This window comes from Candidatus Competibacteraceae bacterium (genome assembly GCA_016713505.1).
In the GTDB taxonomy this organism is placed as follows: Bacteria; Pseudomonadota; Gammaproteobacteria; order Competibacterales; family Competibacteraceae; genus Competibacter_A.
The window spans coordinates 1,501,589-1,518,645 of the sequence record JADJPA010000001.1 but is presented as its reverse complement, the minus strand read 5'-3'; the positions used below and the strand labels follow the sequence as shown (position 1 = coordinate 1,518,645).

At 59.0% G+C, this 17,057-nt stretch carries 15 protein-coding genes; 5 read left to right on the top strand and 10 right to left on the bottom strand.

Features of this window, described 5'->3' with window-relative positions; translation table 11 throughout:
• Positions 1-113: 113 nt before the first annotated feature.
• Positions 114-1,328 carry an HDOD domain-containing protein gene (locus tag IPK09_06935; GenBank protein MBK7983347.1) on the top strand — a complete coding sequence of 405 codons (1,215 nt, stop codon included), beginning with the start codon at positions 114-116 and terminating at the stop codon, positions 1,326-1,328.
• Between the two features lie 3 nt (positions 1,329-1,331).
• Here IPK09_06935 and IPK09_06930 read toward each other — a convergent pair whose 3' ends face one another.
• Complete coding sequence (locus IPK09_06930) at positions 1,332-1,928, bottom strand: CDP-alcohol phosphatidyltransferase family protein (GenBank protein ID MBK7983346.1); 597 nt, start codon at positions 1,926-1,928, stop codon at positions 1,332-1,334.
• Between the two features lie 189 nt (positions 1,929-2,117).
• On the opposite strand from IPK09_06930, the gene IPK09_06925 reads away from it, so the two are divergent.
• Entirely contained in the window at positions 2,118-2,654 is a 537-nt protein-coding gene (locus IPK09_06925) for a zinc ribbon-containing protein (protein MBK7983345.1), read from the top strand.
• Positions 2,655-2,886: 232 nt separating this feature from the next.
• Here IPK09_06925 and IPK09_06920 read toward each other — a convergent pair whose 3' ends face one another.
• The 6 genes from IPK09_06920 to miaB form a co-directional block, all read right to left on the bottom strand.
• Complete coding sequence (locus tag IPK09_06920) at positions 2,887-3,579, bottom strand: transglycosylase SLT domain-containing protein (GenBank protein MBK7983344.1); 693 nt, start codon at positions 3,577-3,579, stop codon at positions 2,887-2,889.
• A complete protein-coding gene (lnt, locus tag IPK09_06915) occupies positions 3,569-5,089 on the bottom strand; it encodes an apolipoprotein N-acyltransferase (protein ID MBK7983343.1) in 1,521 nt (506 codons plus the stop codon). The genes IPK09_06920 and lnt overlap by 11 nt, the downstream gene beginning before the upstream one ends.
• 129 nt (positions 5,090-5,218) lie before the next feature.
• Positions 5,219-6,103 (bottom strand): CBS domain-containing protein, encoded by an 885-nt coding sequence (locus IPK09_06910; protein MBK7983342.1) that lies wholly within the window; start codon positions 6,101-6,103, stop codon positions 5,219-5,221.
• Positions 6,100-6,567: an rRNA maturation RNase YbeY gene (ybeY, locus tag IPK09_06905; GenBank protein MBK7983341.1), complete on the bottom strand. Its 468-nt coding sequence runs from the start codon at positions 6,565-6,567 to the stop codon at positions 6,100-6,102. Before ybeY ends, IPK09_06910 begins: the two co-directional genes overlap by 4 nt.
• On the bottom strand, positions 6,564-7,574 hold the full coding sequence (locus IPK09_06900) for a PhoH family protein (protein ID MBK7983340.1): 1,011 nt from the start codon (positions 7,572-7,574) through the stop codon (positions 6,564-6,566). The genes ybeY and IPK09_06900 overlap by 4 nt, the downstream gene beginning before the upstream one ends.
• On the bottom strand, positions 7,574-8,941 hold the full coding sequence (gene miaB, locus IPK09_06895; GenBank protein ID MBK7983339.1) for a tRNA (N6-isopentenyl adenosine(37)-C2)-methylthiotransferase MiaB: 1,368 nt from the start codon (positions 8,939-8,941) through the stop codon (positions 7,574-7,576). Before miaB ends, IPK09_06900 begins: the two co-directional genes overlap by 1 nt.
• 123 nt (positions 8,942-9,064) lie before the next feature.
• Between miaB and sohB the strand changes: the two genes are divergently transcribed.
• Complete coding sequence (sohB, locus tag IPK09_06890; GenBank protein MBK7983338.1) at positions 9,065-10,045, top strand: protease SohB; 981 nt, start codon at positions 9,065-9,067, stop codon at positions 10,043-10,045.
• A 94-nt stretch (positions 10,046-10,139) separates the two neighbouring features.
• Here sohB and IPK09_06885 read toward each other — a convergent pair whose 3' ends face one another.
• The 3 genes from IPK09_06885 to IPK09_06875 form a co-directional block, all read right to left on the bottom strand.
• A complete protein-coding gene (locus IPK09_06885) occupies positions 10,140-11,135 on the bottom strand; it encodes an acyltransferase (protein MBK7983337.1) in 996 nt (331 codons plus the stop codon).
• Between the two features lie 109 nt (positions 11,136-11,244).
• Positions 11,245-11,742, bottom strand: coding sequence for a single-stranded DNA-binding protein (gene ssb, locus IPK09_06880; GenBank protein MBK7983336.1), 498 nt, complete (start codon positions 11,740-11,742; stop codon positions 11,245-11,247).
• Positions 11,743-11,839: 97 nt separating this feature from the next.
• Positions 11,840-13,225, bottom strand: a complete 1,386-nt coding sequence (locus tag IPK09_06875; protein MBK7983335.1) for an MFS transporter — start codon at positions 13,223-13,225, stop codon at positions 11,840-11,842.
• 442 nt (positions 13,226-13,667) lie between these two features.
• On the opposite strand from IPK09_06875, the gene IPK09_06870 reads away from it, so the two are divergent.
• Together IPK09_06870 and uvrA are read left to right on the top strand one after the other, a co-directional pair.
• Complete coding sequence (locus tag IPK09_06870; protein ID MBK7983334.1) at positions 13,668-14,093, top strand: RidA family protein; 426 nt, start codon at positions 13,668-13,670, stop codon at positions 14,091-14,093.
• A gap of 115 nt (positions 14,094-14,208) precedes the next feature.
• Entirely contained in the window at positions 14,209-17,034 is a 2,826-nt protein-coding gene (gene uvrA, locus IPK09_06865) for an excinuclease ABC subunit UvrA (protein MBK7983333.1), read from the top strand.
• Positions 17,035-17,057: the final 23 nt, after the last annotated feature.

Genomic DNA, 17,057 nt, shown 5'->3' with positions numbered 1-17,057 from the left:
TCGGTGCCGGCATGGTGTTTGGGCGGCTTGACCCGAGCATTTGTCATGGCGGAGTTTTGTTCCTTTTCTGGTACAATTCATCGAATCAGAGCCGCTCCGATTGAGGTACGTTCATGACGGAAATCTACTTCGCTCGCCAACCCATCTACAATCGCGACTTTCAAGTAGAAGGCTATGAATTATTTTACCGGCAGACCGCCGGTGCGGACTCCGCGCAGTTTCTCGACGCCGAAATCGCCACCTCGCAAATCGTCTTGAACACGGTGACCGAAGTCGGTCTCGAACAAGTGGTCGGACCGCACAAGGCATTCATCAACATCGCGCGCGATTTTGTGGTCGGCGGCTATCTGGAGATGTTTGCATCGCCGCAATTGATGTTCGAGATCACCGGCAATATCGTGGTGGACGAGCCGCTGGTCGAGGCCTTGCGGAAATTGCGCCAGCAGGGCCACCACTTCGTCCTCGACGATTATACGGACAACGACGCTTATCAGGCGCTGCTGGAGATCGCGGATTGCGTCAAGATCGATATGCTGACGACCTCGGAAGGGGAGGTGCGGCGCTTGGTGCCGCTGTTGCGCCATAGGGGTGTCGCCTTGATGGCGGAGTGCATCGAAACCCAAGCCGTCCAGGAGCTGTGTCAAAGCCTGAAATTCGATTTTTTTCAGGGTTATCACTTTTCCCAGCCCAAAATGCTCAAGTTCAGCGGCGTGGTGCCCGCCAACCAATTGGTCGTATTGCAGCTGGTGGCCAAGCTGCATCAGCCCGAAATCGATCTCAAGGCCATCGAAGCACTGATCAGACAGGATGTGTCACTGAGCTACAAATTACTGCGCTACATCAATTCGGCTTATTTTAACCTGGCCCGCCGCATCGACTCGATCCAGCGCGCCATCGTGCTGTTGGGCACCAAAAATGTTCGAGTTTGGGCCACGCTGATTTCTCTGGCTAACCTCGACCAGCACCGCAGCGATTTGATCACCGTCGCTTTGGAACGAGCCAAAATGTGCGAGTTGCTGGCTGAGGCGATGCGGATCCCGCAAAAGGAAAGCGGCTACACGGTGGGGCTGTTGTCGGTGCTGGACGCCATCACTCAAGCGCCGATGGAACTGGTTTTAAAGAGCTTGCCGCTGGAAGAGGAAATCAACGACGCTCTGTTGCAGCACAAGGGGCCGCTGGGCCGGATTTTGGCCTGTACCCTGGCTTACGAACGCTGCGATTGGAGCGCGCTCGACATGCTGGATTTGGAACCCAATCAAATCAACGATGCCTATATGACCGCGCTGGCGGAAGCCTACCGGGCCTCTTGCGAACTGCTGAAAAGCTGAGCTTTACAGCCGGTCTTCAGCGCCGGACGGGGATTTGTCCCGCCGCGCGTTCCAGGCCTGTCGGCCCCATCGCCAGACGTAAACCGCGCCGCTCCAGACCGTCGTCAGAGCGGTCAGGTAGATCAAACCGGTCAGCAGCCAGGGCGGCAGGGCGAACATCCCATGATTGACGATGATCGCAAAGACCAACAGCAGTTGCAGTAAGGTATTCAACTTGCTGATCAGTAGAGGCCTGCCCTGGAAACGCTCGATCAGCAGATGGTAGCTGATCGCGCCGGCGACGATGAGCGCATCGCGCAGGATCGCTAGCGCGACCAGCCAGGATGGCAGTTCGTGCAACCAGGCCAGCACCAGCAGCGCCCCGATCAGCAGCAATTTGTCGGCGATCGGATCGAGCAGGCCGCCCAGTTCGCTGGTCCAGCCATAATACTTGGCCAGGAAGCCGTCCAGCGCATCGGAAACGCCGGCGATGACGAATAACAGCAAGGCCGCGCCGTAGCGCTCTTGCACGAGCAGCCACAAAAAAGGCGGTACGAGCAAGATCCGTAGGCTGGTAATGAGATTGGGGATGTCGCGGGTTTTAAAAGGCCACGGTGTCACGGTGCGAGAATCTTTACCTTCGATTGAAATGAAGTCGGCAAGCCGGGTCGGCCCCAAGCCCTGCTAAGCATACCTAATTTTTCAAGCCCGCGAGCCAAGCCGCGGGCCGGAATCACCGTTAGAATGGACCAGCACGCGCCCATGGAGCGGTTTTTTATGACGTTACGGCCCAGCTCAGGAGAATGCGATATGACCGAACCCCTGCAAGGCAACCGGCTCGCTCGGGCCTACCAGCAAATGATGGAGCGGGCCAGAAGCCGTTTGGAAGAATTCGAACAGGCTGAGAAGGCCGCCTTTCCACAATTGAGCGCCAGCATCGAACACGCGGCGGAGAAAGCGGTGGAACTGGGCGAACTGACGCGGGAAGAGGCCCGCTTGATCGGCGGTTATCTAAGACGCGATCTGGAAGATGCCGGCTATTATTTGGCGACGACCGGGCGCGATCTGAAAGAGTGGATGCGCTTCGATCTGGAATTAATCGAGGAGCGATTGTTGGATTTTTTCCGACGCGGCGTGGATCAATCGCGCTTGGAGCTTTCGGTGTTTGGGGCCGCGCTGCTGGAGGAAGCCCAGGTGGAACGCTATCGCAGCGGCGAAGTGACCGGACCCGGCACGCTTCGCTGCGAGCGATGCGGCGAGCGCGTGGTTTTTCATGCGCCCGCCCTGATCGAGCCTTGTCCGGTTTGTGAAGGCATAGGGTTCGTGCGGGTTGCCGGGGACCTCTAGCAGCGGCCGATATCGAAGAAATTAAGTAAAAACCCTTATCGGGTTACAAATCGTCCTGATTTACCCCGGCGGCGGTTTGCCGTTTACTAACGGTCGCTGAAGCTAGTTTCTACAGCGAAGCGTGTTTTAAGCTCAATATCCTGTACTTTAACCGCCAGCCGGATTCGCTGGCGGTTTTTTATTGGCGCTTGCAAAACGCCGCCGCCGATAACAGCCCCAGTTCGCGCCAGGTTTAGAGGAGCGCCGCCAGTTGTGGCTCGCAGCGAGTCAGTTGGGCGCGGTAGCGTTCGCTCTGTTGGCGCACCCGGCGCGCCCGTTCGGACAGCCACGCTTTTCTCCGGTAGGTGCCTTTGGCGAAACCGTCCTGGCCTTCGTGGTAGGCCAGATAGTGGTTGTAGGCATCATTTTTGGCGACGCCGTTGTAGCGCGCGGTTTGATCGACGTACCAGCCGATGAAATCCACCGCCGAAGCGAAATCGTCGCGGTCGGCGCCACGATGGCCCGTTGCGACTTTGTAACGCTCCCAGGTTCCATCCAACGCTTGACTGTAGCCGAAGGCAGTCGATAACCGGGGGCCGGGAAGCCCTCCTAGCCCCTTGATGCGCGGCGGTTGGGCGTCGGCGCGAAAGGCCGACTCTTGGTGGATGATCGCCAGCAGCAGCGGGAGTGGAACGTTCCAGCGTCGGCTGGCGGCGCTAGCGTCGGCGAACCAGTCGTCGTTTTCCGCGAAAAGGGCGCAGGCGTCGTTGATGTTGCGCGGCGGTGCGGTGCTGGTGCAGCTCGCCAGGAGCAGCAGCGCGCCGATCGCGCCGATCGCGCCGAGCAGGCAACAGCGTATCAAGGCAACCCGCGGGCTTTCTGGTGGGCCGCTCTGGTTTTGGCGGGTGGAGCAATGGGCTATAGGGCGGTTTCGCTTATCGCACATGGGGCGTGGCACGCTTGCGCCTGACTGACATCAGGCCCGACAGCAGCGACAATACCATCAAGCTCAGCGCCGGCCAATCTCCTAACCTGACATAAGGCGTCGCGCCGCGCAACGGCTGTAGCTCGCCGCGAACGACCTCGGCCTGAAATAAACTCCCTCGGATTACGATCCTGCCGCGCTCGTCGATGAGGGCTGAAATGCCGGTGTTGGTGGCGCGGGCCATGTAGCGGGCCGATTCCAGAGCGCGCATCCGGGCGATTTGCAGATGCTGGTGCGGGGCCAGGGAATCCTTGAACCAGGCATCGTTGCTGAGGTTGATCAACCAAGTGGCCTCGGGCAGCGCCAGCCGGATTTCGCTGCCGAATACCGCCTCGAAACAGATCGAAAGTCCGACCGGCTGGCCCCCGGCGCGCAGCAGCGGTTGATCGCGTTCGCCGGGGAGAAAATCGGCCATCGGAATCGCCACCCAATTGCGGAAAAACAGCAAAAGCCCTCGCAGCGGCAGGTATTCACCGAACGGCAACAGCCGGCGTTTGTGGTAGAAGCCTATCGCTTGGCCGATGCCCAGCACGCTGTTGTGAAAGATTTTGGTCTCCCACGAGCCGGTCGGAAGGCCGATGAGGTAGTCGACCCGATCTTGTCGGGCCTTTTCGCCCAGCACCTCCAAGAGCGGCGCGACCTCTTGATAAAAAGCGGGAATCGCTGTTTCCGGCCAAATGATCACCTCGCTGCGGCCGTGTTCCGGCAAACTGTGTTGAATGTAGTTTTCCAAGGTTTGGTCCAGGAACTCCGGTTGCCATTTCATGTCCTGCGCGATGTTGCCTTGAACCAGCGCGACGCGCAGCGGCGGGCCGGCCGGTTCGACCCAATGCATCGTTCCCAAACCCCAAGCGCCCAGCCACAACCCTCCCAGCAGCCCCAGCCACATCAGTCGTCGGCGTCCGTTAGGTGCGTGCAGGATAGCCAACAACAAACCGGCGCTGAACAGGACCGCCCAACCGATTCCGAACACGCCGAGGTAGGGTGCCAGTTGGCCGAGCGGCGTATCGATTTGGCTGTAACCCACGGCCAGCCAAGGGAAACCGGTCAGCAACCAACTTCTGATCCAATCCAGTAGAGCCCATAAGGCGGGAAAAACCAGCAACCAGCGTACCGGCCCCGGCGGCGCCCAACGGCCGAGCAGCCAACCGACCAGCGTGGGGTAAAGCGCCATCACGGCCACCATGAGGAAGGTGGCCAGCGCCGCGAACGGAGCCGGCGCCTTGCCGTAATCGTGCAGGCTGATGTAAACCCAATAGATACCGAACCCGAACATTCCCAGTCCGAACAGCCCGCCGCGCAGCGCGGCCCGGCGCGGAGTCGCCGCTTGCCAACTCCACAGCAAAACGGCGGGTAACAGGATCGCCAGCGGCCAGTGGCCGAACGGCGCGAACGCCAGCGGCATCAGCGCGCCCGCGATGAGCGCCAGCGCGTCCGCAATCAGGGGGTGAGGACGAGTGAGTGTCGGCATGGCAGGTGACGAGGGCTAGTTGATGGCTCTGCGGCTGACCCAAGGGCCAGCGAGCCTTCTCGCTCCTGGCGAGCGGACCGGAGACGAACAGCCACCCTTTTCAGTCAGGGGCGGACAGCGCCAAAAGGATCAGGCTTCCGATGGTTTGGCGGCGGGAAGAGAGTTTTCGTGGCTGTCAGCCCGCAACGTCAGTTCCAGCAAATGGATGCGCCGGTTGTCGGCGCGCAATACCTGGAAATGAAAGCGCTCCAGATCGACCGTTTCGCCGCTCTTGGGCAACCGGCCCAGTTCCATCATGACTAAGCCCCCGATGGTATCGGCCTTCTCATCGCTGAGCTCGGCTTGGAAATACTGATTGAAGTCTTCGACCGGGGTGAGGGCTTTGACGACGAACGCATCTCCCTGCCGGCGGATGAAGGCGTTTTCACCATCCGAGGTGTCGTGCTCGTCGTCGATCTCGCCGACGATTTCCTCCAGCACATCCTCGATGGTGATGAGTCCGGCCACCCCGCCGTATTCATCGACCACGATGGCCATGTGAAAGCGGTTGCTGCGAAACTCGTTGAGCAGGATGTTGAGGCGCTTGCTTTCGGGGATGAACTTGGCCGGCCGCAACAGGGCGCGCAAGTCGAAATCTTCACGGCGGTCGAAGGCATGGATCAGCAGATCCTTGACGATCAGAATGCCGACGACATTGTCCTTGTTTTCATCGATCACCGGAAACCGGGAGTGACCGGATTCAACGACTTCGGCGATGAGGCGTTCCAGGCTCCAGTCGTCTTCCAACACCACCATCTGAGCGCGGGGAATCATAACATCGCGCACCTGGGTTTCCGATACCCGCATGACGCCTTCCATCATTTTCAGCGCTTCGGGGTCCAGCAGTGCTCGCTGCTGGGCGTCGCGCAGTAATTCGAGCAGCGCCTCCCGGTCCTTGGGTTCGCCGGTCAGGGCGAGGCTCAAACGCTCCAGCCATGACGGTTTATGGCTCGCGTCGGATCGTTCTTCGCTCATGAGTCTTGCAGGTCTCCATAGGGATCGGGATAGCCGAGCCCCCTCAGAATATGAATTTCCAGGGATTCCATGGCATCGGCCTGTTCCTCATCATGATCATAGCCCAGCAGGTGTAAAACGCCATGCGCGACCAGATGCGCCCAGTGGGCCGCCAGAGTTTTGCCTTGGCTGACGGCCTCGCGCAGCACCACCGGCGCGCAGATCACGATATCGCCCAACAGAGAGCTTTCCACTTCGGGCGGGGATTCAAACGGAAAAGACAGCACGTTGGTCGGGCCCTGTTTGCGGCGGTAAGTTTCATTCAGAGCCGTGCTTTCAGCTTCGTTGACGATGCGGATGGTCAGTTCCGCGTCTTTTTGATAGTTCGCGCCGGCCAGCGCGGCTTCCGCCCAGCGGTGCAAGTCCGTTTCGGCCGGTAAGCCGGGCATATCCAGGGCGACCTGTAGATCCAGTTCCAAGCTCATGTGGGGTGGTCCTGTTCGTAACGGGCGTAGGCGCCGACGATGCGCTGCACCAGCGGATGCCGCACCACGTCGCGGGCGTTGAAGAGTGTCATGCTGATCCCTTCTACCTCCTTAAGCACTTGCAACACTTGGCGCAGGCCGGACTGGACGTTGCGCGGCAAGTCCACCTGGGTCACGTCGCCGGTGACCACCGCCGTCGAACCGAAACCGATCCGGGTGAGAAACATTTTCATCTGCTCCACCGTGGTGTTCTGAGCCTCGTCGAGGATGATGAAAGAATCGTTCAAGGTCCGGCCGCGCATGAAGGCCAGCGGCGCGACTTCGATGATGTTGCGCTCGATCAGTTTGGCGACCCGCTCGAAGCCCAGCATCTCATATAAAGCGTCGTAGAGCGGTCTCAGGTAGGGGTCGATCTTTTGAGTCATGTCGCCGGGCAGAAAGCCCAGTCGCTCGCCGGCTTCCACCGCCGGCCGCACCAGCACCAGCCGCCGGGTCGCGTTGCTTTCCAGCGCGTCCACCGCGCACGCCACAGCCAGATAGGTCTTGCCGGTGCCGGCGGGGCCGACGCCGAAGTTGAGGTCGTGATGCTGGATGTTCCACAGGTAACGCTGCTGGTTGGGGCCGCGCCCGCGAATCAGGCCGCGTCGGGTGCGGATGATGACCTCGTCCGTTTCCGCCGCATCCGCATTCTCGGCCAGGCCGTCGGCACCGGCTTCCTGTAGGAACAGGTGAACTTGCGCCGGCGTCAGCATTTCATCCTGCGTGGCGCGATACAAGGCTTCCAGCACCGCGATCGCGACCGCGACCGTCTGTGGTTCGCCGACCACCCGGAACTGATGGCCACGATTGTTGATTTCCACCCCCAAGCGGCGTTCGATCTGACGCAGATGTTCGTCCAATTGCCCGCACAGCCGGGCCAAGCGCTCGTTGTCGGCGGGTTCCAGCAGCAAGTCCTGGAATTTGGGTGAGACGTTCGGAGCGGTAACGGGGGCGGCGGACACGCTCATCAACTGGCTTGCTTCAGGGTGGCGGCGGCCATCAACTCCGGGCCGGCCAGCAGCCGGCCGCGCAGGGAGTTGGGCAGGGCTTCGGTGATGGCGACCTCAGCGAATTGGCCGATCAGGCTGGCGGGTCCGTCGAAGTTGACCACCCGGTTGTTTTCGGTGCGGCCGGATAGTTGGCGGCCGTCCTTGCGGGAAGGTTTGCCGACCAGCACCCGTTGCACGCCGCCGACCATCCGCCGGCTGATGGCTTGGCCGTTGGCGTCGATGCGCGCTTGCAGGCGAGCCAGCCGCTCTTTCTTGATCGTCAGCGGCGTGGGATCGGGCAGGTTGGCGGCAGGGGTGCCGGGCCGGGCGCTGTAGAGGAAACTGAAACTGTGATCGAAGCCGATTTCTTCGATCAACGCCAGCGTCGCTTCGAAATCCCGGTCGGTTTCGCCGGGAAAACCGACGATGAAATCCGAGGACAGGCTGAGACCGGGCCGAACCGCGCGTAATTTGCGGATCTTGGCTTTGTATTCGAGCGCGGTGTGGCCGCGCTTCATCAGCGCCAGAATGCGGTCGGAGCCGCTTTGCACCGGCAGATGCAGATAGCTGACCAGTTCCGGCACGCGGGCGTAGACTTCGATCAACCGGTCGGAGAATTCGATGGGATGCGAGGTGGTGTAGCGGATGCGCTCGATGCCGGGTACAGCGGCGACATGTTCGATCAGCAACGCCAGATCGGCGGTTTCACCGTCGCTGGTCGGCCCGTGATAGGCGTTGACGTTCTGGCCGAGCAGGTTGATTTCGCGCACGCCTTGGCGGGCCAGCGCGCCGGCTTCGGTCAGCACGTCCTCGAACGGGCGGCTGACTTCCTCGCCACGGGTGTAAGGCACCACGCAAAACGTGCAATACTTGCTGCACCCTTCCATGATCGAGACGAAGGCGGTCGGTCCTTCGGCGCGTGGCTCCGGCAGCCGGTCGAATTTTTCGATTTCCGGGAAGGAGACATCGACCACGGGCCGGCGCTCGGTCCAGACCGCCGCCAGCATTTCCGGCAAGCGGTGCAGGGTTTGCGGGCCGAACACCACATCGACGTAGGGCGCGCGCTCGCGCAGCAGCGCGCCTTCCTGACTGGCGACGCAGCCGCCGACGCCGATGACCAGCTCCGGCCGCTCGGCCTTCAAGCGTTTCCAGACGCCAAGCTGCGAAAATACCTTTTCCTGGGCTTTTTCCCGGATGGAACAGGTGTTCAGCAGCAACACGTCGGCTTGCGCGAGGTCTTCAGTGCGCTCCAGACCGTGGGCTTCGAGCAAGACATCCGCCATCTTGGCGGAGTCGTATTCGTTCATCTGGCAGCCGTGGGTCTTGATGTACAGTTTGCGGGCCATGAGTGATTATTGAACAATGACAGGGCGAAGACTATAGCATCGCCGGTGAGGAGCTGCCAGGCGGCGGGTTTCTCAACGGTGGCGACCGTGAAAACGTCAATCCGCGGGAATTGAAAACGAACGATGGAATTTCTCAGCGAGTACGGGATGTTTCTGGCCAAGGCTTTGACGTTGGCCGCGGCGGTACTGGTGGTGGTCGGGGGCATCGTGCTGCTGGCGCGGCACGGTGAAGGTCGCTCGGAAAGCCGGGGCCGGCTGGATGTCCGCCATCTTAACGACACCTACGACACTATGGCGCTCGCGCTCAGAACCGCGACGCTGCCGAAAAAAGCCCTCAAGCAGTACCGCAAAGAACAGAAGGCGCGCGAGAAACAGCACGGCAAGACCGAGCGCCGCCGGGTGTTCGTGTTGAATTTTCAGGGCGATCTCCGGGCGACGGCGGTGGCGTCGTTGCGCGAGGAAGTGACGGCGGTGCTGACCGTCGCCCGGTCGGACGATGAGGTGGTGCTGCGGCTGGAAAGCGCCGGCGGCCTGGTTCACGGCTACGGGCTGGCGGCGGCGCAACTGCTGCGGTTCCGCGACCGTCCGGTAAAGCTGACGGTGGCGGTGGACAAGGTGGCGGCCAGCGGCGGCTACATGATGGCTTGCGTGGCGGATCGCATCCTGGCCGCGCCCTTCGCCGTGGTCGGCTCGATCGGAGTGATCGCCCAATTGCCGAATTTCAATCGACTGCTCAAGAAAAACGATGTCGATTACGAGCAGTTCATGGCGGGCGAATTCAAGCGCACGGTCACGATCTTCGGCGAAAACACCGAGCAAGGCCGGCGCAAGTTTCAAGAGGAAATTGAGGACACGCACGAGCTATTCAAGGATTTTATTCGAAGCCATCGCCCGAGCGTGGATCTGGAACGGGTCGCGACCGGCGAGCATTGGTTCGGCGCTCGCGCCTTGGAAAGCCGGTTGGTGGACGAGCTGCGCACCAGCGACGATTATCTGTTGGCCGCCAGCAACGACGCGGAGTTGTACGAAGTCACCTATACTGGCAAGAAACCCTGGCTGGCGCGATTGCTGGCCCACACCAGCGAATCGCTGGGATGGTTTTGAGCGGCTTCAATGACATGACAAGGACCGAGCCGGGGGATATTTGCTCGAAAGTCCTAGTCTGAAATAAGGTTATTGCTTAGGTGGCGATGTAGCTTCAATATACTTTATTAGGCCTCTTTTTTAAAGTCGCAAGCAAGGCTCTTTTGATCGGGGTGGAAAATTTTTTCTCTATACCAACGTGTATTAAATAAGAGATTAAAAACATTAGGATGATAACGACAAAAATTACGATCCATTCAGGGGTAGTATTTTTAAAATCGTTGATTAGTGTTTTTCCGGCAACATTGTGTACCAAATACAAGGGGTAGGTTAGGCCACCAAGTATTAAATAAATATCTCTATAAGCAATTTTGATTTTTTCTGTTATGAGTAAGAAAAATAAAAAATAGAATGACCAAATAATGCTTGCCGCTATTATTTTATCTTTTAAATCAATGTTAATTATAAAATCGCTGGTTTGTTTAAAACCCTGAATACTTGATAAGGCTAATGAGGATATTAAGAAAAAAATATTAAACTTATTAAGACCTTCTTTTTGTATTAAATAAAATGTGACGCCGCCTATGAAAAAGCATGATTGATGAGGGTTGATGAAAACGCCCATAAAGAATGGCTGCCCTATTGCCAAGTATAGGGTTGTGAGAAATAGCCAAATGCTGAGCCACAAATTAAAATTGTAAAAGAGTCTTGTTAATAAAAGTATAAATACACATCCATAAAATTTCAACTCTACCTGTAGGGTCCAATAGACACCATCAACATTCTCGAATCCTAGGTAATCGTTTAGTAAGGTTAAGTTTGCTAATATTTGATTAATAGTATAATGCTTTGAACCAAATAAGCTTGAAATAGAACAAGTGACAAACAAGCCTGCCCAGAAAGCAGGATAAAGTCGAACGAATCTCGAGATTGCAAATTCCAATGCTGAGCGATCACTTGCTGATAGTGCAATCACATAGCCGCTAATAATGAAGAATAGCGATACCCCCAAGTACCCGAATTTTGTAATCTCAGACAGAATAGGGAATACAATCTCATTGGTTATGTAGTGATACATAATGACAGAGAATGCTGCGAATAGTCTAAGCAAGTCAAGGGCGATTAGTCTCAGGTTTAGCTCCTCGACTTAAACAAACATGATTCGCAGCTTATTGAGAATACATTTATAGGTAAGATTGCAAGAATCCAACACCAAACGTTTAGAAGGGAATGTCGTCGTCGAAACCGTCATCGGCCCTCGGCGCGGGCGGTGCTGGAGCGCGGGAGGAGGCCGCTGGAGTGCTTTGGCCCTGCGCGTGCGGCGCGGTCGTGGTGAAGTCCGGCTCTCCGCCTTCCGTTGCAAACGGTGCGCTGCCACCGGAATCACCGCGTCCGCCCAACATCCGCATCTCATTGGCGACGATTTCGGTACTGTAGCGATCCTGGCCGTCCTGACCCTGCCACTTGCGGGTTTGAATGCGGCCTTCGACGTACACCGAACGGCCTTTTTTCAGGTATTCGCCGGCAATTTTCGCCAGCGCTCCGAAGAAAACTACCCGATGCCATTCGGTGCGTTCCTGTTTTTCGCCGTTGCGGTCTTTGAAGGTGTCGGTAGTGGCGATGCTGACGTGCGTGATCGCATCGCCGCTGGGCATATAGCGCACTTCCGGGTCTTTGCCCAGATTGCCGATCAGGATGACTTTGTTGACGCTGGCCATAACACTGTGTTCCTCGCTGCGGGGTACGCTTGGTGGGGTAATCGATAGGGCATCATGCCATAGGTTGGAATGGATACGTAGGTTCGAAGTTCGCCGCTCAGCTTTCGGCGGCCGCTAATGCCTTGAGCGCCGGTTCATCCAGTGCCTGACGGTCCACCTTGAGATAAGCGACTCCTTCCGCCGCGACGACCACGGCTTCCGCCACCCCTGGAACCTCGCCCAGCCGCAGGGCCAGCCGCCGCGCTCGGACTTCGTCCAGAGCGCCGACATTAAGCAGATAGCTGCTGAGAGAGCGGGGGTTCGTCATGGTCCAGGCCACGAGCAGCCAAGCCAGCGCGCCGATGGTGGTAAAGGCGAACACCCCTTTCAAACCGAGCAGCCCACGCAGCCAGCCGCCGAGCGCGCCACCGGCGAACGCGCCCAAAAACTGGCTGCTGGAATAAACGCCCATCGCCGTACCCTTGGCATCGGGCGGGGCCATTTTGGCGATTAGAGACGGCAAGGTGGCTTCCAGTAAATTGAAAGCGGAGAAGAAAACCAGCAGCAACACCGCCATTTCCAGCACCGTATCGTGCAGGTTCAACAGGCCAAACTCGGCCAGGGCTAGGATCAGAACCGCGCCGATAAACACCGGTTTCAACCGGCGATACTTTTCCGCCACGATGATGAACGGCACCATGACCACCATGGAGAACAGCAACGCCGGCAAGTAAACCTCCCAGTGCCGGTCGCTGGCGAGCCCCGCGTCGCGCAAGGCCAGCGGCACCGCGACGAAGGTGGCGGTCAGCAGCATGTGCAAGGTAAAAATGCCGAAATTAAGTCGCAGCAACTGACCGTCGAACAGTACCCGACCGAACTGGGAAGCGACGGGTTCGGCGTCGCGGTGAATGCGGCTGGCCTGCGGATCGGGTACTCGAAACCGCACCACGGCGATGCTGAGCAGCGCCAGCAGCCCGGTCAGCCAGAAAATACCCGGTACGCCGACCCAGCCGTTCAACACCGGCCCCAGGATCATCGAGGCGGCAAACGAGATGCCGATGGTGACGCCGATGACCGCCATCACCTTGATTCGATGCTCCTCGCGGGTCAGATCGGCCGCCAGCGCCATCACCGCCGCCGATACCGCGCCGCCGCCTTGCAAGGCGCGGCCCAGAATCACGCCGTAAATCGAATCGGCCAGCGCCGCGACCACGCTGCCGGCGGCGAAGATCAGCAGGCCGAGATAGATCATCCGCTTGCGGCCGTAACGGTCGGACAGAAAGCCAAAAGGGATCTGAAACAGAGCCTGACTGAAGCCGTAGATGCCGATGGCGAGTCCCGCCAGCGCCGGAGTGTTGCCGCGCAGATGTTCGGCGTAGAGCGCGAATACCGGTAGGATCATGAATAGCCCCAACATCCGCAGCGAGAACACGCCGGCAAGCCAAAACGCCGCCCGGCGTTCGTCGGCGGTCATTCCCTCACCCATCAAATCGCCTGCTTTCATGCCGTCTGCTGTCCCCTTATCGCTTCATTTGCCCAAAGAAGACAATACTACTCTACCCAGGCGCACGGCGCGCGGGATTGGTCAAACCGGTTCGAGAAGCGGGAAGGTTTGAAGCAAAGCAACAAGTTGGGGCGAGTTTCAGCGAACCGAACGATAAATCGTCGACCGTTGGCGCTCGCTCGGCACCAGTTGCCAGAGTTGCCCTTGACGCGCGCGGGAAGAAGCCGGCGCAACTGAGCAGCTCGTATTGCCACACCCGGCGCGTACTGGCCTGAGGCACATGGTGCAAGAAAGCGATCTGGCGAGCCCCTTGATCGAATCCACCGAATCATGGGTAAATGTTGCATTCCGTTGGCAAGAAAGCTGCGCCAAAACCTTAGGGGATACGTTGTTCGTTAACAGCGGTTCTTTCCTATTATTTTCATTTTAAAAAGGTCGATTCATGCGCAAACTGATTAGCTCAGGTTCTCCATTTGAAGCACAAATTGGATTTTCGCGCGCTGTTCGCGTAGGTTCCCTAGTGGCCGTGGCGGGCACCGCGCCGATAGCGCCCGATGGTGGGGTTGCCGCGCCTGGTGATGTGTACGGCCAGACCAAGCGCTGTCTGGAGATCATTCAGCAAGCCGTTGCCGACGCCGGTTTGTCGTTGGCCAGCGTCCTGAGAACGCGGATTATGCTCACTGACATCTCTCGCTGGCATGAAGCCGCCCGCGCTCACGGTGAGGTGTTTTCTGACATACGGCCGGCCTGTACCTTTGTCGAAGTAAGCCGTTTTATCGACCCGGCTTGGTTGGTGGAGATCGAGACCGATTGTGTGGCCGAGGCGACGCCTAGCCCAACTGCAAGGGAGCGGATGGCGGTTCCCTGATGCCCGTTATGCCCTTAATCGGGACCCATGATGAAATTGGATCGGATAGCAAACGCTCGCAAGCGATGGGGCGTTATCATGGCGCCCTTCGCATCTGGTCAGCTCGGTTTTTCGCATGGACACCATCAAGATCCGTGGCGCTCGCACCCACAATCTCCAGAACATCGACCTCGATCTGCCACGCGACCGGTTGATCGTCATCACCGGCCTGTCCGGTTCCGGTAAATCCTCGCTGGCCTTCGATACCTTGTACGCCGAAGGCCAGCGCCGCTATGTTGAATCGCTGTCGGCTTACGCCCGGCAGTTTCTGTCGTTGATGGAAAAACCGGATGTGGATCACATCGAAGGCTTGTCGCCCGCCATCTCCATCGAGCAGAAATCGACCTCGCACAATCCCCGCTCCACGGTCGGCACCATCACCGAGATTTACGACTATCTACGCTTGCTGTACGCGCGGGCCGGGATTCCACGCTGTCCGGATCACGGCATCGACCTCGACGCGCAGACCGTCGGCCAGATGGTCGATCAGGTGTTGGCGCTGCCGGCGGAAAGCCGGTTGATGCTGCTCGCCCCGGTGGTGAAGGAACGTAAGGGCGAGCATGTGAAGCTGTTGCAGGAGTTGCAGGCACAGGGTTTCGTCCGCGCCCGCATCGACGGCGAGGTGGTGGAGTTGGACAGCCCGCCGCCGTTGGATTTGCGCCGCAAGCACACCATTGAAGTGGTAGTGGATCGCTTTAAGGTGCGCGATGATCTGGGATTGCGGCTGGCCGAATCCTTCGAGACCGCGTTGAGGCTGGCCGACGGCATTGCCCGCATCGCGTTTTTGGACGGGCCGGAACGGGACGAGCTGTTATTTTCCGCCGGTTTTTCCTGTCCGGTGTGCGGTTACAGCCTGAGCGAGCTGGAGCCGCGCCTGTTTTCCTTCAACAATCCGGTCGGGGCGTGCGGCGAGTGCGACGGGTTAGGGGTCAAGCAGTATTTCGATGCCGAGCGGGTAGTGGCGCACCCCCATCTCAGTCTGGCGCGGGGCGCAGTGCGCGGCTGGGATCGCGATAATTTCCATTATTTCCAGTTGATTAAAGCACTGGCCCGACATTTCCGTTTTGAGGTGGACACGCCGTTTCAGGAATTGCCGGAGCATGTTCGTAAACTCATCCTGCACGGCAGCGGCAGCGAGGCGCTCGATTTCGATTACCAGAATAGTAAGGGCGAAAGCTACCAGCGTCGCCATCCGTTCGAGGGTGTCATTCCCAACATGCAGCGCCGCTATCGGGAAACCGAGTCGAATCAGGTGCGCGACGAACTGGCGAAATATCTGAGTAGCCAACCGTGTCCGACCTGTCAGGGCGCGCGGTTGACCCGTTCCGCCCGCCATGTCTTTGTCGCCGGTCGCAGTGTACCGGAAGTCGTCGGCTTGCCCATTGGGACGGCTCGCGACTTTTTTGCGCAATTAGCCCTGCCGGGCCGACGCGGGGAAATCGCCGTTAAAATCGTCAAGGAAATCGGCGAGCGGCTGAATTTTCTGGTCAATGTCGGGCTGGATTACCTGACGCTGGAGCGCAGTGCCGACACCCTGTCCGGCGGCGAGGCCCAGCGCATCCGGCTGGCTTCGCAAATCGGGGCGGGGCTGGTGGGCGTGATGTACGTGTTGGATGAACCCTCCATCGGCCTGCACCAGCGCGACAATGCCCGACTGCTGGCCAGCCTGCTGCGGCTGCGCGATCTCGGCAATACCGTCATCGTGGTCGAACACGACGAGGATGCCATCCGCACCGCCGATCAGGTGGTGGACATGGGGCCGGGCGCGGGCGTCCACGGCGGGCGGGTGGTGGCTCAAGGCACCCCGGCCGAGATTGTCGCCCATCCTGAGTCACTGACCGGCGCGTATCTCGGCGGCCAGCGGCGGATTGCGCTGCCGGACAAGCGCACGCCCGTCAATCCCGGCAAGCAACTGCGGATTGTCGGGGCCGGCGGTAACAATCTGAAAAATCTGTCGGTGGAGATTCCGCTGGGACTGCTGACCTGCATTACCGGCGTCTCCGGTTCCGGCAAATCCACGCTGATCAATGACACGCTGTATCGCTACGCCGCCCGCGATTTGAACAACGCCAACGAATCGCCCGCGCCGTGCCGCGATCTGCTGGGGTTGGAGCAGTTGGATAAGGTGGTGAACATCGACCAAAGCCCCATCGGCCGCACCCCGCGCTCCAATCCGGCGACCTATACCGGATTGTTTACCCCAATTCGGGAATTGTTCGCCGGTGTACCGGAATCGCGCTCGCGCGGCTATCAGCCGGGCCGGTTCAGCTTCAACGTCAAGGGCGGGCGCTGCGAAGCCTGTCAGGGCGACGGCGTGATTCAGGTGGCGATGCACTTTCTGCCCGATATTTACGTGCCGTGCGACGTGTGCAAGGGCCAACGTTACAACCGAGAAACGCTGGATATCCGCTACAAGGGCCGCAATATCCACGACGTACTGGAGATGACCGTCGAGGACGCGCTGACGTTTTATCAGGCGGTGCCGGTGGTGGCGCGTAAATTACAAACGCTAGACGCCGTGGGTTTGAGCTACATCAAACTCGGCCAAAACGCCACTACGCTGTCCGGCGGCGAGGCGCAGCGGGTGAAGCTGGCGCGTGAATTATCCAAACGCGACACCGGCCAGACGCTTTATATTCTGGACGAACCGACCACGGGGCTGCATTTCCATGACATTGAGCAGTTATTGAAGGTGCTGCACGAATTGCGGGATCGCGGCAATACCATCGTCGTCATCGAGCACAATCTGGACGTGATCAAAACCGCCGACTGGATTATTGATTTAGGGCCTGAGGGCGGCGGTGGGGGCGGGGAGGTGGTCGCAGTGGGTACGCCCGAAGAGATCGCCCGTCATGCGGAAAGTCATACCGGACGATTTCTAGGGTCGGTGTTGGAGCGGTAGCCCAGACTCTTTTCAATGAAGCC

What these genes read in the sequence shown, in the direction of transcription:
- IPK09_06935 (MBK7983347.1), top strand. Translation starts at nt 114, where the DNA reads ATGACGGAAATCTACTTCGCTCGCCAACCCATCTACAATCGCGACTTT.
- IPK09_06925 (MBK7983345.1), top strand. Translation starts at nt 2,118, where the DNA reads ATGACCGAACCCCTGCAAGGCAACCGGCTCGCTCGGGCCTACCAGCAA.
- IPK09_06920 (MBK7983344.1), bottom strand. Translation starts at nt 3,579, where the DNA reads ATGTGCGATAAGCGAAACCGCCCTATAGCCCATTGCTCCACCCGCCAA.
- lnt (MBK7983343.1), bottom strand. Translation starts at nt 5,089, where the DNA reads ATGCCGACACTCACTCGTCCTCACCCCCTGATTGCGGACGCGCTGGCG.
- IPK09_06910 (MBK7983342.1), bottom strand. Translation starts at nt 6,103, where the DNA reads ATGAGCGAAGAACGATCCGACGCGAGCCATAAACCGTCATGGCTGGAG.
- ybeY (MBK7983341.1), bottom strand. Translation starts at nt 6,567, where the DNA reads ATGAGCTTGGAACTGGATCTACAGGTCGCCCTGGATATGCCCGGCTTA.
- IPK09_06900 (MBK7983340.1), bottom strand. Translation starts at nt 7,574, where the DNA reads ATGAGCGTGTCCGCCGCCCCCGTTACCGCTCCGAACGTCTCACCCAAA.
- miaB (MBK7983339.1), bottom strand. Translation starts at nt 8,941, where the DNA reads ATGGCCCGCAAACTGTACATCAAGACCCACGGCTGCCAGATGAACGAA.
- sohB (MBK7983338.1), top strand. Translation starts at nt 9,065, where the DNA reads ATGGAATTTCTCAGCGAGTACGGGATGTTTCTGGCCAAGGCTTTGACG.
- ssb (MBK7983336.1), bottom strand. Translation starts at nt 11,742, where the DNA reads ATGGCCAGCGTCAACAAAGTCATCCTGATCGGCAATCTGGGCAAAGAC.
- IPK09_06875 (MBK7983335.1), bottom strand. Translation starts at nt 13,225, where the DNA reads ATGAAAGCAGGCGATTTGATGGGTGAGGGAATGACCGCCGACGAACGC.
- IPK09_06870 (MBK7983334.1), top strand. Translation starts at nt 13,668, where the DNA reads ATGCGCAAACTGATTAGCTCAGGTTCTCCATTTGAAGCACAAATTGGA.
- uvrA (MBK7983333.1), top strand. Translation starts at nt 14,209, where the DNA reads ATGGACACCATCAAGATCCGTGGCGCTCGCACCCACAATCTCCAGAAC.